The following is a 14,033-nucleotide window of genomic DNA, read 5'->3' on the forward strand; positions in this document are numbered from 1 at the left end:
GTTCCAGCAGTTCACATAGGTGTTCCAGTAACTGGAAGGTCAATGCCCCTTCCTGGCTAATTTCATTGGCCGCATCGCGGACGTGTCCTCAACCGCCGCACGCTCGCAGCGGGAACAGCGACACCGCATCACGTGTGCCCTACGATAACACGTGTTTGAGTCATCCTTGACCTTCCCGCAACTAGAACCCCATATGACCTCCAAACAGGAGACAACATGAATATTGGCGACGTGTCCGACCTGAGCGGGCTGCCCACCAAGACGATCCGTTATTATGAGGATATCGGCCTCGTGCACCCCGCGCGGGGTGCCAACGGGTATCGCGACTTCAACGAGCGGGAGGCTCACAGGTTGACGTTTCTGGCGCGCGCCCGCTCGCTCGGCTTTTCGATCGAGGAATGCCGTACCCTGTTGTCGCTGTACGCTGATCGCAGCCGCGCCAGTGCCGAGGTCAAGGACCTGGCGCGTGACCATCTCGATCGGATTGCCCAAAAAATCCGGGAGTTGGACGCCCTGCGCAGGACGCTGGAAACACTCGTGTCACAATGCCACGGCGACGACCGGCCCGATTGTCCGATACTCGACGACCTGTCGGGAACGTTGGGCAAACCGACCTGACTGGACGCGTCCCAAGCCTTTGGCGGTCGTTAAGAACCTCTGGTTTATCCAGCCGTCCGAACCATTGCATGTCGCCGGCTTCGGGCAGACCGGGATACCTTTGAGCGGCGGGTCGCTGGTACAAATCAAATCGAAGAAACGGAAATTTCCACATGGGCACGGCACTGCGAAAAACCATTGCAACCGGAATGGCTATCCTGGGCATCGCCTTGGCCGCCGGAGGTGCGGAAGCGCATTCCAAGGACAAGGAGACGACCCCCGCAGATGGCACCGTTCTACAACTCAGCGCCGAGAACGTTGGCATGACCTCAGACCGGCCAATGCGGATCTCGGAAATCACGTTGCGCGACGCGGCGGGCGATGAGCATGCGCTGGCCCGCAGCGACGACATGACCCCGGTGACGGAGTTCGAGGCGACGCCCGCAACGCTTCCCGGAGGAAGCTACACCATCGAAAGGCGCGGCCTGTCTGATGACGGTCACCCGATGGAGGGAACCTTCTCGTTCGAAATCGGAAGCTGAGACACTTTGGACGTGGTATCGGGACCCGCGCATGGCGTTCGGCGGATCACATTTATCGTGAAGGCATTGGGCCCCTGCGGCCACGTTGTAGTGACAAGCACGTGCCATAAGATGCCGCCGCCGATATAATAGCCTGACGGTGCACCGTATGTCCCACCGCTAAGAATCATAATACGACCAAGGAGAGAACTGCCATGAACCGTAGAGCATTTATCGTGGCAAGCCTGAGCGCGCCCCTTTTCGCGCATCCGGCCTTGGCCGCCGCCCCGCGCATGAGCGTCGCGAAGTCACCGACATGCGGTTGCTGCTCGGCATGGGTCGATCATGTGCGCGCGGCCGGATTTTCGGTCGACGTCACCGAACAATCGCAGGAGGCGCTCTGGATGCTTAAGAACAGCCTGTCGATCGCGCCCGACCTGTCATCCTGCCATACGGCGCGGATCGACGGGTATTTCGTTGAAGGGCACGTTCCCGCCGCCGACATATCGCGCCTTCTGGCCGAGAAGCCTGACGCTCTCGGCCTGACGGTTCCGGGCATGCCGGTGGGTTCACCGGGCATGGAAATGGGTGCGCGGCGCGATCCTTTCGAAACGCTCCTCATCCTGCGGGACGGCAGCGTGCAGGTGTTCACCCGCCACACCTGACTTAGGGGTACCACATTCAGGCGGTGGCATTGCCGTCCGGTAAATGATTAGGTCGAAAAGCGGCGATCCGCGAGGCGTGCGAGTGCCGTCCGCCTACCGGAGCCGCATCTGGCAAGTCGGAAGGAGGACCGCGTCGCGTGAAACAAAGAAAGCTTGGCCAGCACGGGCCGCTTGTCGGGGCCGTCGGCTATGGCGCGATGTCGCTGACGGATTTCTACGGGCCAGCCACCGACGAAGGATCCCTGCGGATCCTGGATGAATGTCTCGACCTCGGGATGACACATATCGATACGTCCAATCGCTATGGTTCAGGCCGGTCCGAAACGTTGATCGGGACATGGTTGAAGCGGCGGCGCGGCGCGACACCGTTCAGCATCGCAACCAAGGGCGGCATCACGGCCAATCCAGACCGCCCGCAGAACAACGAAGCGAATTACCTGCAGCAGGAACTTGACGCCAGTCTGACCCGACTGGGTGTCGAGATGATCGACCTCTACTATGTTCATCGCCGCGATCCCGCATTGGATATCGAAGCGGTGACCGAGACGTTGGCCGGTTTCATCAAGGCCGGCAAAATCAAGTCCTTCGGGTTTTCGGAGATCGCGCCCACGTCGCTGCGCCGCGCCCACGCCATCCACCCGGTCGCCGCCGTGCAATCCGAATACTCCCTGTCGACCCGCTACCCCGAGTTGGGCCTGGTACAGACATGCGCAGAACTGGGCACCACGCTGGTGGCTTTCTCGCCGGTCGGGCGGGCCCTGCTGACCGATCGCCCGCACACTGCGGCGTCGATCGCGGAGTCACCCTTTCTGCAAGGCAATCCGCGGTTCATGGAACCCAACCTGAGTGCCAACTTGGAGGTGAATGCACGCTTCCGAACGCTCGCTGCCGATTTCGGCGTCTCGGCGGCAGCGCTGGCCATCGGGTGGCTGGTCCATCAGGGGGATCATATCCTGCCGATCCCCGGCACCCGGCACGTCGCGCACCTTCGAGAAGTGGCCGCCGGTGGCAATCTGAACCTGACCCAGGATGATCTGGCGCGGATCGATGCGGCATTGCCTGTCGGCTGGGCACACGGCGACCGATATTCAGTCGCGCAATGGAATGGGCCGGAGAAGTATTGCTAACAGCGCGGACGCAAGCGACGGGGTGCCACCGCCGACCGCGCCGTCCCGAAGGTCATCGCAGCAAGTCGAACTCCGACATGTCCCGGCCCGTCGACCGGGCAAGATCCTCGATCGAATCGTAGAGCAGCTCCAGCGCATAATGCGGGTTGTGCACGTGGATGCCGGGGTCTGCCTTGACGAACTTCCAGTTGTAGATCGCCTTGAGCAGGCGCGGCGTGAAAGCCGTGTAGGAAGTTGCCCGCCCCCCTGCTTCATCCGCAAGACCGTCGGCATTGGCATCATTGAAGAAATAGGGATAACGCGCACCGTCATAGATGATCGACGTGCCCGCGACCTGCACCGCGTAATCCTCGATCAACGACATCAGAAGCGTGGCATTCACGTCGATGTCATGGAAAATACCCTGCTTGGTGTCACCGCTGCCATCGTAACTTTGGCGCGAGATCCGGATGGCCTTGGCATCGTCGGACATATGACACGTCAGGCAGGTGTCCGTCGCGACCTCAAGGCTGTGCGGCTCATGACAGGATACGCAGGTCGCCACCGGCTTTGCATGGTTGAAACGCCCGGAGTAGGTCTTGCCCGGATATTGATACCCAAGCTGGCCGTAGCCCCCGAGGTTCGTCGCCGCGGCGATATTGTAGTGCGGATTGATGAACCGCAGGTCCGCGTCGGGCCGGTCATCGTCCAATCCGTCCACCGCTGCATTGACGCTCGCACCGCTTGCGCGGCCTTGGTGGCATGTGACGCAAGAGGCCTCACCGCCCCGCACCGGGTGCATCGCGCCGGTCGGCAGCGCGATCTCGGTGATCCGGGCCATCCCTTCGTTGTGACAGGTTTCGCAATCGACGACGCCACCCACCGGGAACGGATCTTCGGACATGCCCTTGGGGCTGCCGTCCAGGTCGTGAAACGCGCGAAACCCCTCGCCCGAGTGACAGGTCGCGCAAGCGGCCGGAATCTTGCCCTCCTCATCCCAGTGGGTGAACGACTCCGACGTGGCGTCGGCATGGCCCGACCGTGCCCAGGCGGCGATTGCCGTCGCATTGGGGATGGAAATGCTTTCGGGCGCAAACGGCCCGCTCTTTGGCATCGTGAACATCGGCTCAACGGGTGCCTGGGGGGCTTCAACCTGTTGGGATTGGCCGCGACGCGGCTCAATGCTCATCCCGACCACGAAAAGCGTGGCAAACGTCGAAACAAACAGGAATGCCTTGGTCGAACGATGCATTTCTTAAACCAGTGCTGTCTATTGATGCGATCTTGACGATACGGTTACTGTGAAAGCCAAGGGATGTTCATTGTTCTGGATCAATTCTCGGTCGTGAACCCCATTTCGGGCGGAGAGACGTCAGTGCTTTGGACGCGCCAGACAGGTTTGACCCTCGATCTCGCCGGCCCCGCGCCACAGGCCCGGGCCACGATTGAGACATTGATAACCGATGAAGCGGCCCTGAGCGCCTCGGCCGACCAAGACCTGCGGGTGACGATGCTGGTCAAAGACGATCAGCTGGTGGCGCAGGGCGCACCGATCCTTGAATTGCGGCATCAACCCGGCATCGTCTTCACTGCGCCGATGGCCGGACGCATTGCCGCTATTGACTTGGCCCCCGGAAGGCGATTGTCCGAGGTCCGGCTCTTCCGGGAGGACGCCGCCGGGCGGCACGAACATGCCACGACCCATGCTCAGGCCAGTGACGCTGCACTGCGCGAGCTGTTGCTCCAAAGCGGCCTATGGCGCGCGTTCAGGTCGCGTCCATTCGGTGGGCTGCCGAATCCCGACACTGTGCCCTCGGCGATCTTCGTGGCAGGGCTGGACACCCGGCCACTCGCTCCCGATCCCGCGTTGGCGGTGCGCGACCGGGAGGAACACATCGCGCGCGGCGTCGCGCAGCTTTTGCGCCTTACGAATGGCCCGGTCTTCCTGTGTCAGGAAATGACCGGTGCGGATCTGTTTGCCGACGCTGCGCGCAAGGACCGAATTCGTGACTTGCGGGTACCGGCCATCCATCCATGGGGGCTGCCGGGGTTTCTGGCACACAGGCACCAACCCGCCACGATCACGAGGCCGGTGTGGGACATTCACGTTGAGGATGTGGCCGCAATCGGCGCGCTGCTGGCGACCGGCCTAGGCCCCGAGACACGCCTGATCTCCGTCGCTGGCCCGGCCACGACCGAGGCGCGGCTGGTACGGTGCCAGCCGGGTGCGGATCTGCGTGGCCTTTGCCGTGGCCGCGTCGTGCATGGGCCACACATCGTACAGACAGGTTCGCCACTCGACGCGCGCCCGGCCCGCTGGCTGGGCGCACGGGACAGGCAAGTCACCGTGATCCACGGCGCGCCCCCCGCACGACCCCGCCACTGGCTGATTGCCGCACTCAGGCGCGGAGCGCGGCCGCATCCCATCATCCCGACCGCCGCCGCCGACCGGGCCTTGGGCGGAGCGATGCCCACAATGGCTCTGCTGCGCGCCTTGGCCGTCGGCGACCGGGAGACGGCAATTCGCCTGGGTGCATTGTCGTTGGTCGGAGAGGATCTGGCCCTTGCAGACTACCTGACCTGCGCAGAGCCACGTCATTCCACCCTGCTTGAGAAGATACTGCACGACATCGCCGAGGAGGAAGCACCATGATCCGTGGGCTCTGGGATCGGGAGATGGTTGCCTTGCTTCTGGTATGTGCGATCCTGCCGGTCGCGGTGACTTGGCTTCTGACAAACGGCTGGCCCGCCGCGACGCGTCTGTTGCTGTGCGCGCTCTGCATCGGCGCGTGGCAACTGGTCTGGATGCTGGCGCGGGCGCAACCGCCCTCTACGGCCGCCCTGATCACGGCGATCGCCGTTGCGATCCTCGCCCCCGAGAACCTTGGACTCCTGCCGCTGCTTCTGGGCGTGAGTTTCGGGATCGTGTTCGCGGAGCTGGCTTTCGGCGGATGGGGGCGAAATATCCTTAACCCGGCGACCGTCGCCCTGGCCTTTCTGGGGTTCGGCTTTCCGGCCTTTCCTTGGCCCGAGGTGCCGATCCAACTGGGGTGGGCCGCGATCCCCGCCGTGCTGATCGCGGTCGTGTTCGGAATTGCCCGGATACGTATGGTTCTGGGGGCAGTTCTGATTTTCGCACTGACGATTTATGTGTTTCCCGACGTTTCGACAATCTGGCCCGCCGTGCTTGTCGTCTTCGCCCTTCTGGTGATGGACCCGGTTGCCAGCGCCTCGACGCCGCCGGGGGCTTGGGTGAACGGTGCGCTGTATGCGGGGTTGGTCGTGCTGTTTCACGCGACGATGGACGCGGCGACTCCGGCTCAGATCGCGGTCTCAGCGGCGCTTCTCGTTTCCCTCGCCGTGCCACTGGTGGATGAAATCGCTGTCGCGCTCTGGGTGTATGGAAGGAGGCGCAAACTTGGCTGAGCTGAACCCGATATCCGCCTGGAAGCGACTGCTCGCATTGCCGAATGAAAGCCGCACCAAGACACTTGTCGTGGCTTTCCTGCTGTCGACAATCTGCGCGGCACTGGTGACGACCGCGACTGTCGTTCTGCGCCCGATTCAGGCCCAAAACCGAGCGGCAGAGGAGCAGATCCGGCTGGAGCAGCTCCTTTCCTCCACCCCGGGCATGTCCGAAATCGTGGCCGGGTCCGACGGCGGCACATTGTCGTCCGTGGTGGTTGACCTCGCCGAGGGACGGGCCGCAGCTGACTTGGGGTCGGCCACCGTTCAGGCCGCGCTCGACGATCCGGGCAACTGGACCCAGCTTGCACCGGAGGATGATATCGCGGGCATCGGGGCACGGCCCGACATCGCCCAGGTCTTCATCCTGCGCGATCAGGACCGGGTGTCCCTGTTGATCCTGCCGATCATCGGCGCGGGATACAACGGACCGATCCGGGCGATGCTTGCGCTCCGGGGCGATATGAACACGATCGCCGGGATAACGTTCACCGATCATTCGGAGACCCCCGGTCTTGGTGCCCGGATCGCGGAGGAAGCGTGGCAGGCCCGGTTCGCGGGCAAACAGTTGGTCGATGCTTCCGGGTCCCTGCGCTTCGAAGTGACACGTGGGGCGGCCAATACCCATTACGAAGTCGACGGCATCACCGGCGCGACCCGCACCAGCAACGCGATCACGCGGATGGTCCGGTTTTGGGTCGGACCGTTGGGTTACGGCCCGTTGATCGACGCGGTCCAGCGCGGGGAATTCTGAGCGATGGCCGCGTCCGCGCGATATTGGACACGCCTGACCGAGCCGCTCGTGCGGCAGAACCCCGTCACGCTGCAAATCCTGGGCATCTGTTCGGCACTGGCCGTGACCACGACGCTCGACACGGCGTTGACCATGTCCGCCTCACTGATCGTCGTGATCGTGGCCTCGGCCGGGATCGTCAGTCTGATCCGTCGCCACATCCCCTCCACGATACGGCTAATCGTCCAAATCGTCATCGTCGCCTCGCTGGTCATTGTGATCGACCAGTTTCTGCAAGCCTTCTTCTTCGACATCAGCCAGCGGCTGTCTGTCTATGTCAGCCTGATCACCACGAACTGCCTGGTTCTGGGCCGGACGGAGTCTTTCGCACGCAACAACCCGCCGCTGGTGTCGATGACTGACGCGCTTGGCAATGGGCTTGGCTATGCACTGGTCCTCACGATCATGGGCGCGGCGCGCGAACTCTTCGGCACCGGGCGACTGCTGGGGCAACAGCTTCTGCCGACGATCGAACAGGGCGGTTGGTTCCAGCCGCTGAACCTGATGCTGCTGGCCCCGAGCGCCTTTTTCCTGCTGGGCGGGCTGGTCTGGATCGTCCGTTCGATCTGGCCCGAACAGGCCGAGCCGGAGGACTTCGTCGCCCCGAACGTCGGGGAACCGGGGCCATGAGCGATCTGGCGGATCTGTTCTTCTGGGCGATGTTCGTCGACAATATGCCTCTGACCCTGTTCCTGGGGCTTTGCACCTTTCTGGCCCTGTCCCGAAGGCCAGATTCGGCGCTTGGCCTCGGCGTTGCAATCACCGTCGTTCTTGGCATCACGGTTCCGCTCAACAACCTGATCTACAGCGCTTTCCTTGCCCCCGGCGCGCTGTCTTGGGCCGGATATGGTTCGCTGGATCTGTCGTATCTGTCGCTGATCGCGTTTATCGGCGTGATTGCAGCTGTCGTGCAGTTGGTTGAAATGCTGCTCGACCGCTTCCTGCCGCGCGTGCATGCGTCTTTCGGGGTCTTTCTGCCGCTTCTGACGGTGCAATGCGCGATCCTCGCCGGCAGCCTGTTCATGGTCGAGCGGCGCTACGATTTCGCGGAATCGCTCGTCTTCGGCCTGGGCAGCGGGGCGGGCTTTGCCCTCGCCGTCGTGCTGCTGGGCGCGCTTCGGGGGCGGCTTGCCTATGCTGACATTCCAGATGGGCTGCGGGGCCTCGGCGTCGCCTTCGTTCTGACCGGTCTCATGTCCCTCGGCTTCGCGGCTTTCGCTCAGATGGTGGCCACATGATCGAGGTTGCGATCGGAACCCTTCTGCTAACCCTGCTGGTCATGGCCTTGGCGATAGGGCTTCTGGCCGCGCGCCGCGGGCTGATCCCGCAGGAAAACATGATCGTAACGGTAAATGACACGATGCGAATTGACGCCGCGCGCGGCGACACCTTGCTGTCGGCCCTGCAGGGGGCGGGCGTGGCGGTTCCGGCGGCCTGCGGTGGCAAGGGCACCTGCGGACTTTGCCGCGTGGCTGTAACCGGCGACGGTGCCGGCGTGCCGGTCGCAACGGAGCGGGGCATCCTGTCTCCGTCGGAACGCCGGGATCATGTGCGGCTGGCCTGCCAGGTCAGCCTGCGCGGCGCAGTCGACGTGTCGGTGGCAGCCGGTATCCTGGAGGCCGAGAGCATCGCCTGCCGGGTTCTGTCCAACAGGATGCTTGCCCCCCTTATCCGGGAGTTGGTGTTGGCCCTGCCTGACGGAACGAAACTTGACTTCATTGCCGGCAGTTTCATGCAACTTAACGCGCCAGCGTTCGACCTAGACTTTTCCAGTCTCGACATTCCCACACCGTATGAGGAGGCGTGGCGGATTGCAGGTTGGACCGATCTTTCCGTCCGGTCCGACACGCCGGTCACCCGCGCCTATTCCATCGCAAACCGGCCCGAAGACACCGAAAAACTGGTATTCAACATCCGTCTTGCGGTTCCCCCCGCCGGGCAGGAGGGAGAGGTGCCTCCGGGCATCGTTTCGTCCTACCTGTTCAGCCTTGAAAATGGTGACACCGTTAGCGCCGCCGGCCCCTTCGGTGACTTCCGGACACAGCCAACGGATAAGGACATGGTCCTCATCGGCGGCGGCGTCGGAATGGCACCGCTGCGCGCCATGATCCACGAACAGATCGGACAGGGCACCGGGCGGCGTATGTTCTACTTCTACGGCGCGCGGACCCGCGCCGACCTGTTCTATGTCGATGAGTTCGATACAATCGCGGCCAGTCACGAAACGTTTTCCTGGACCCCTGCCCTGTCTGATCCGGCCCCCGGTGACCGTTGGACAGGCGAGACGGGCTTCATCCACGAGATTGTTTACAGGCACTTGTCCACACACCCCGCTCCGGAGGACTGCGAATATTATCTGTGCGGGCCGCCGGTCATGATCTCCGCCGTCAGGTCCACGCTTGAGCGTCTGGGCGTGGAACGCAGTTCTATTTTCAACGATGACTTCGGGACCTGAGCCATGACAATCACACGCCGAAATTTCACCACTCTGTGTGGCACCGCCGCAGTCTGCGCCCTCTCCGGGGCGTCCCGCGCAGCCAGCCCTCCTTCCATAGCGGTATTGAACGACCAGGCCTTCGGCACGACGTGGCAGGTTCTTGTGCCCGCCACTGCCGACCTGTTCGCGATCAGGTCGGACATCGATGCAGTGCTGACGCTGGTGGACAATCAGATGTCGCCTTGGCGGCACGACAGCGACATCTCACGGTTCAACCGTGCAGCGGCGGGGCGGCATACCCTGCCGCCCGAAACGTTGAAGGTCACGCGCGCCGCCTTGGACATTGCCCGGCAAAGCGACGGGGCATTCGACCCGACTGTCGGCCCCCTTGTTGCGCGGTGGGGTTTCGGCCCGATCAAGGGAGACAGCAAGCCGGACTGGTCCGCCCTTACCCTGTCCCAGACGGCATTGGAGAAGGCGCGCACCGGCCTCACCCTTGACCTCTGCGGCATTGCAAAGGGGCGCGCATTGGACCTGATCGCCGACAGATTACGGAGCGCCGGCCTGACCACCTTCCTGATCGACATCGGTGGCGAATTGCTAGCGGCCGGTCGGCACCCCGACGGTCGCCGTTGGCGCAGTGGTATCGAGGATCCACGGCAGTATGTGACAGAACTGGTGGGCGTCTTGGAACTGCAAGAGTTCGCCGTCGCCACCTCCGGCACGCGGTGGAACTCCGTTCAAGTCGGCAACCGCCGTTTAAGCCATATCATCACCCCATCGGCACGACACCCGGTGCCCGAGCCGCTGGCACAGGTCTCGGTCATCGCGCCGAGTGCCATGATGGCCGACGGGTGGGCGACCGCGCTGATGGCGGCGGGTGAAGAAAAGGGCGTGGAACTGGCCCGAAGCCACGGGATCGCGGCGCTGTTCCTGATCCCCGCTGGCGGCGCGCTGCGGCGGATCGCGACCGGGGAATTCGATGATCACGTTCTGTCCTGAACGGGTCCCTGAATAGCGCCTTTCAGGTTGCACTCCCACGGGGACATGACTGCGGCGGTCACCGGTTAGGGTTGTGGGATGGCTGACCGCTCCGAGGATCTTCCTCGTTACCGAAAGACCCTGATATATGTGTGTAAGAGTGGTGCACCCAATAGGATTCGAACCTATGACCTCTGCCTTCGGAGGGCAGCGCTCTATCCAGCTGAGCTATGGGTGCCTTGAGCGTCGGGATAGCCGTGAACCCATCGGGCTGCAAGAGACTTTGGCGCACGTCACTTAGACAGTTTGTCAAGAACCGACTGGGCCGCGCGCAGACCAGGCGCTGCCCCCCCTCGGCCCAGCCGGTCCATGGTTCGGTTCAATACATCGGCCTGACGCTCCTGCTCGGACGGAACCGTCAACAACCGACGGAACGCTGCGCCCACAGGGCCGGACCGACAGGCGGGACCAAGGAATTCAGGCACGATCTTCTTTTCGGCCACCAGATTGACGAGCGTAACGGTATCAACCTTCATCATGCGACTGATGATCTGCCAACTCAGCCAACTCATGTCATAGGCGATTACCATCGGCGTGCCCGACGCTGCCAACTCCAGACTAACCGTGCCCGATGCCGCGAGCGCAGCAGTCGCGGCAGCAAACGCCGCTCGTTTTTCAAAAGGGTCTGTCACAACAATCGGATTGCCCGGCCAGGATGCGACCATCGCACCGATTGTATCGGCAAGATGTGGCACCGTGGGAACGACCACGCGCATGTCGCGGGGGATTTGCTCCAACGCCTCTCCGAAGATTGGGCCCAAACGGGAAACCTCACCGCGACGGGAGCCTGGCAAGACAAGTGCGACCTTCTCGCCATATGCATCCCGGAAAGCGGCGATTTCAGTCGCGCTGGCCTGTGGCTCAGCCACGACCGGGTGCCCAACGAAATCGCAGGTCATGCCCGCCGCTTCCATGTAAGGCGGCTCGAACGGCAAAAGCGCCAGTACGTGATCCACGTTGCGCGCCATCTTGGCCACCCGCCCTTCCCGCCACGCCCAAACCGAGGGCGCGACGTAATGGATGACTTTCTGTGCCGGGTTTTTCTGCCGCACCTTCCCGGCCACGCGCAGGCAGAAATCGGGGCTGTCGATGGTGACAAGGGCATCCGGTTGCATCGCCATGATCGCCGCCACAGCCTGATCACGGCGTCGCAGCAGGTCGGGCAGACGCGGCAGCACCTCGGTCAGCCCCATTACCGACAGGACTTCCATCGGGAACAGGCTCTCCAACCCCTCCGCGATCATTTCCGGCCCGCCAATCCCCGCCATTTCGACCGTTGGGTCCAACTCGCGCAATCCACGGATCAACGCAGCCCCGAGCCTGTCGCCCGACGGCTCCCCTGCAATGAGGAATAGCTGCGTCACGGCGCGATGGTCGTCAGGAAAAGGCCGCTTTCCTTTAGACGCGCCCGCACAGAATCCGGCTCCAGCACGATCACGGAACCCTGCACCACTGCAATGCCAGACAATCCGGCCCGCGCGGCCCCCGTGACCGTCTCAGGCCCGATGGTTGCGATGTCGACGCGCCGGTCCTGTCCTCGCTTGGCCGATTTGAACAGAACACCCCCATTGGGACGCGCGAAGGGCGCAGTCAGGCTGGCCAGCATCCAGTCGGTGCCCGGCGTGGTTTCAACCGCCAACACCTGCCCACCCGCGACGACACAGCCCTGTCCGATATCCAGATCCGACAACGCGGCGTGCACCGCGCGGGCCTTGTCGATGTCGGCAGCGTCGCGCGCGCCCACCTCGCCAGCCACCGGCACATCCAGCAGCGCAGGGGCCACGTCCTGCGCGGCCAAGATCGTAATGCCCGCCTCCTCGAAGAATGCCAGAACAATGCGCAGCGCGGCGTCGTCCCCGGCCTGAAGCGCCTGCATCATGCGCGGGGCAAGCGGCATCGTCGCCGCGTCGATCATCGTCGCGTCAAGCCGAGGGCGCGCGATTGCCCCGGCAAAACAGACCTCGGTCACGCCACGGCCCTTGAGGTCGGCAATGAAGCTGCCCAGTCGTTCAACCCGGAACGGCTCGGACGTTATGCCGTCGGGCGCATATCCCTCTAGGTGAAAACAGGTCCAATCCTGTCCCGTCAACCCGCCCGCGACCGCATGCGGCAAAGCACCCGATCCAGCAATCAGCGCCAGCGTCACTTGGGGACCAGAAAATTGCGGTCGGAGGCCCCGGTGATGAAGCTCACCATGCGTTGGACGTATTCGCTATCACTTTCATCGCCCAGACGCTTGGCACGTTCAAGAAAGGTCCCCTCGCCCTGCTTGAGCGTCAGAAGCGCAACGCGCAACGCCTGAATATCGGACCGGGCCACGCCCTTGCGCTTGAGCCCCACAAGGTTCAGCCCGTCCAATTCGGCACGCGGACCGGCAACAAGGCCGTAAGGCACCACATCGTTCGTAACCATAGACAGCGCGCCTATGATGGCCCCCTGCCCAATACGCACCCACTGGTGGACGCCAGACAGACCGCCGACGATCACATCATCCTCGATCTGGCAATGTCCCGCGATGGCGGACTGGTTTACGACGATCACGCGGTTCCCAATGCGGCAGTCGTGCGCGATGTGACAGCCGGCCATGTAGAGCCCATCGTCGCCCAGTACCGTTTCGCCCCCGCCCTGCGCGGTGCCTGTATTCATCGTCACGTGTTCGCGGATGCGGTTACGTGCGCCGATTACCAGGGAAGTCTTCTCGCCACCGAACTTCTTATCCTGTGGAATCTCCCCGATGGAGCAGAACGGGAAGATCACTGTCTCCGCGCCGATGGTGGTCTTGCCAGTGACGACATTGTGGCTTCGCACATCGACACCAGCCCCCAGCGTCACCTCGGGCCCGATCAGCGAGAACGCCCCAACCGAGACACCGGGGCCCAGCACGGCCCCAGGTTCGACAAAGGCCGTCGGATGGATATTTGCGGCTGGATCGATGCTCACGCGGGGTCCTTGGGCAGATCCATCATAGCGGTGAAATCAGCCTCGGCGGCCGTTTCACCATCGACGGTGGCCACACCGTGGAACTTCCAGACCTTGGCACCAGGCTTGCCGCGCGTGACGTCAACCTTCATCTCCAGTACGTCGCCAGGGATGACCTTCCGGCGAAACTTGCAGCCGTCAATTGCCATGAAATATACAAGGAAGTCCTTATCGGCCAAATCGTTGGATACGCCGACCATGACGGCGGCGGTTTGGGCCATCGCCTCGACGATGGTGACGCCGGGCATGATGGGCGTCCCGGGGAAGTGGCCCTGAAAATGCGGCTCGTTGAAGGTGACGTTCTTGACCCCGACAGCGGAGGTATTTGCCACGATGTCGCGCACCTTATCGACCAACAGGAACGGATAGCGGTGCGGAATGATCCTTTGGATCAGGTGAATGTCGGCTTCGGTGGTCATGGTATCCCCT

16 protein-coding genes and 1 tRNA gene are annotated in these 14,033 nt (G+C 63.0%); 11 read left to right on the plus strand and 6 right to left on the minus strand.

Annotated elements, in window-relative coordinates; translation table 11 throughout:
* Positions 1–216: 216 nt before the first annotated feature.
* The 4 genes from cueR (at position 217) to BLV27_RS12285 (ending at position 2,910) form a co-directional block, all read left to right on the plus strand.
* A complete protein-coding gene (gene cueR / locus BLV27_RS12270) occupies positions 217–618 on the plus strand; it encodes a Cu(I)-responsive transcriptional regulator (RefSeq protein WP_092646390.1) in 402 nt (133 codons plus the stop codon).
* A 152-nt stretch (positions 619–770) separates the two neighbouring features.
* Positions 771–1,139, plus strand: coding sequence for a copper resistance CopC family protein (locus BLV27_RS12275; protein WP_092646392.1), 369 nt, complete (start codon positions 771–773; stop codon positions 1,137–1,139).
* Between the two features lie 194 nt (positions 1,140–1,333).
* Complete coding sequence (locus BLV27_RS12280; protein WP_092646394.1) at positions 1,334–1,783, plus strand: DUF411 domain-containing protein; 450 nt, start codon at positions 1,334–1,336, stop codon at positions 1,781–1,783.
* A gap of 137 nt (positions 1,784–1,920) precedes the next feature.
* The gene (locus BLV27_RS12285; RefSeq protein ID WP_092646396.1) at positions 1,921–2,910 is read left to right on the plus strand and encodes an aldo/keto reductase; all 990 of its coding nucleotides are present in this window, start codon (positions 1,921–1,923) and stop codon (positions 2,908–2,910) included.
* A gap of 52 nt (positions 2,911–2,962) precedes the next feature.
* Here the strand turns inward: BLV27_RS12285 and BLV27_RS12290 are convergent, their stop codons facing one another.
* Positions 2,963–4,141, minus strand: a complete 1,179-nt coding sequence (locus BLV27_RS12290) for a cytochrome c3 family protein (protein ID WP_139176624.1) — start codon at positions 4,139–4,141, stop codon at positions 2,963–2,965.
* 63 nt (positions 4,142–4,204) lie between these two features.
* On the opposite strand from BLV27_RS12290, the gene BLV27_RS12295 reads away from it, so the two are divergent.
* From BLV27_RS12295 to BLV27_RS12325, 7 genes are read left to right on the plus strand one after another with little or no spacing between them, the layout of a single operon-like run.
* A complete protein-coding gene (locus BLV27_RS12295) occupies positions 4,205–5,542 on the plus strand; it encodes a hypothetical protein (RefSeq protein WP_092646398.1) in 1,338 nt (445 codons plus the stop codon).
* Complete coding sequence (locus BLV27_RS12300; protein WP_092646400.1) at positions 5,539–6,315, plus strand: RnfABCDGE type electron transport complex subunit D; 777 nt, start codon at positions 5,539–5,541, stop codon at positions 6,313–6,315. The genes BLV27_RS12295 and BLV27_RS12300 overlap by 4 nt, the downstream gene beginning before the upstream one ends.
* A complete protein-coding gene (gene nqrC, locus BLV27_RS12305; protein ID WP_092646402.1) occupies positions 6,308–7,108 on the plus strand; it encodes an NADH:ubiquinone reductase (Na(+)-transporting) subunit C in 801 nt (266 codons plus the stop codon). Before BLV27_RS12300 ends, nqrC begins: the two co-directional genes overlap by 8 nt.
* Positions 7,109–7,111: 3 nt before the next feature.
* Positions 7,112–7,777, plus strand: a complete 666-nt coding sequence (locus tag BLV27_RS12310; RefSeq protein ID WP_092646404.1) for an NADH:ubiquinone reductase (Na(+)-transporting) subunit D — start codon at positions 7,112–7,114, stop codon at positions 7,775–7,777.
* The gene (gene nqrE, locus BLV27_RS12315) at positions 7,774–8,385 is read left to right on the plus strand and encodes an NADH:ubiquinone reductase (Na(+)-transporting) subunit E (protein ID WP_092646406.1); all 612 of its coding nucleotides are present in this window, start codon (positions 7,774–7,776) and stop codon (positions 8,383–8,385) included. The genes BLV27_RS12310 and nqrE overlap by 4 nt, the downstream gene beginning before the upstream one ends.
* Entirely contained in the window at positions 8,382–9,602 is a 1,221-nt protein-coding gene (gene nqrF, locus BLV27_RS12320; protein ID WP_092646408.1) for an NADH:ubiquinone reductase (Na(+)-transporting) subunit F, read from the plus strand. Before nqrE ends, nqrF begins: the two co-directional genes overlap by 4 nt.
* Before the next feature lie 3 nt (positions 9,603–9,605).
* Positions 9,606–10,586, plus strand: coding sequence for an FAD:protein FMN transferase (locus tag BLV27_RS12325; RefSeq protein ID WP_092646410.1), 981 nt, complete (start codon positions 9,606–9,608; stop codon positions 10,584–10,586).
* Between the two features lie 140 nt (positions 10,587–10,726).
* On the opposite strand, the gene BLV27_RS12330 is transcribed toward BLV27_RS12325, so the two are convergent.
* The 5 genes from BLV27_RS12330 to fabZ all read right to left on the minus strand — a co-directional run bounded on the left by BLV27_RS12330 (position 10,727) and on the right by fabZ (position 14,023).
* Positions 10,727–10,803, minus strand: a tRNA-Arg gene (locus tag BLV27_RS12330).
* Between the two features lie 55 nt (positions 10,804–10,858).
* The gene (gene lpxB, locus BLV27_RS12335) at positions 10,859–11,989 is read right to left on the minus strand and encodes a lipid-A-disaccharide synthase (RefSeq protein ID WP_092646412.1); all 1,131 of its coding nucleotides are present in this window, start codon (positions 11,987–11,989) and stop codon (positions 10,859–10,861) included.
* Positions 11,986–12,771, minus strand: coding sequence for an LpxI family protein (locus BLV27_RS12340; RefSeq protein WP_244504646.1), 786 nt, complete (start codon positions 12,769–12,771; stop codon positions 11,986–11,988). The genes lpxB and BLV27_RS12340 overlap by 4 nt, the downstream gene beginning before the upstream one ends.
* Positions 12,768–13,565, minus strand: coding sequence for an acyl-ACP--UDP-N-acetylglucosamine O-acyltransferase (lpxA, locus tag BLV27_RS12345; protein ID WP_244504647.1), 798 nt, complete (start codon positions 13,563–13,565; stop codon positions 12,768–12,770). Before lpxA ends, BLV27_RS12340 begins: the two co-directional genes overlap by 4 nt.
* Entirely contained in the window at positions 13,562–14,023 is a 462-nt protein-coding gene (gene fabZ / locus BLV27_RS12350) for a 3-hydroxyacyl-ACP dehydratase FabZ (RefSeq protein ID WP_092646414.1), read from the minus strand. Before fabZ ends, lpxA begins: the two co-directional genes overlap by 4 nt.
* Between the last annotated feature and the right edge of the window lie 10 nt (positions 14,024–14,033).

Origin of the sequence: Jannaschia faecimaris (genome assembly GCF_900107415.1) — a bacterium.
GTDB lineage: Bacteria > Pseudomonadota > Alphaproteobacteria > Rhodobacterales > Rhodobacteraceae > Jannaschia > Jannaschia faecimaris.

Excerpts from the sequence above, each read along its gene's own strand:
- nqrF (WP_092646408.1), top strand. The coding sequence starts at position 8,382 with ATGATCGAGGTTGCGATCGGAACCCTTCTGCTAACCCTGCTGGTCATG.
- BLV27_RS12295 (WP_092646398.1), top strand. The coding sequence starts at position 4,205 with ATGTTCATTGTTCTGGATCAATTCTCGGTCGTGAACCCCATTTCGGGC.
- BLV27_RS12325 (WP_092646410.1), top strand. The coding sequence starts at position 9,606 with ATGACAATCACACGCCGAAATTTCACCACTCTGTGTGGCACCGCCGCA.
- cueR (WP_092646390.1), top strand. The coding sequence starts at position 217 with ATGAATATTGGCGACGTGTCCGACCTGAGCGGGCTGCCCACCAAGACG.
- nqrE (WP_092646406.1), top strand. The coding sequence starts at position 7,774 with ATGAGCGATCTGGCGGATCTGTTCTTCTGGGCGATGTTCGTCGACAAT.
- fabZ (WP_092646414.1), bottom strand. The coding sequence starts at position 14,023 with ATGACCACCGAAGCCGACATTCACCTGATCCAAAGGATCATTCCGCAC.
- BLV27_RS12310 (WP_092646404.1), top strand. The coding sequence starts at position 7,112 with ATGGCCGCGTCCGCGCGATATTGGACACGCCTGACCGAGCCGCTCGTG.
- BLV27_RS12290 (WP_139176624.1), bottom strand. The coding sequence starts at position 4,141 with ATGCATCGTTCGACCAAGGCATTCCTGTTTGTTTCGACGTTTGCCACG.
- BLV27_RS12280 (WP_092646394.1), top strand. The coding sequence starts at position 1,334 with ATGAACCGTAGAGCATTTATCGTGGCAAGCCTGAGCGCGCCCCTTTTC.
- BLV27_RS12275 (WP_092646392.1), top strand. The coding sequence starts at position 771 with ATGGGCACGGCACTGCGAAAAACCATTGCAACCGGAATGGCTATCCTG.
- BLV27_RS12300 (WP_092646400.1), top strand. The coding sequence starts at position 5,539 with ATGATCCGTGGGCTCTGGGATCGGGAGATGGTTGCCTTGCTTCTGGTA.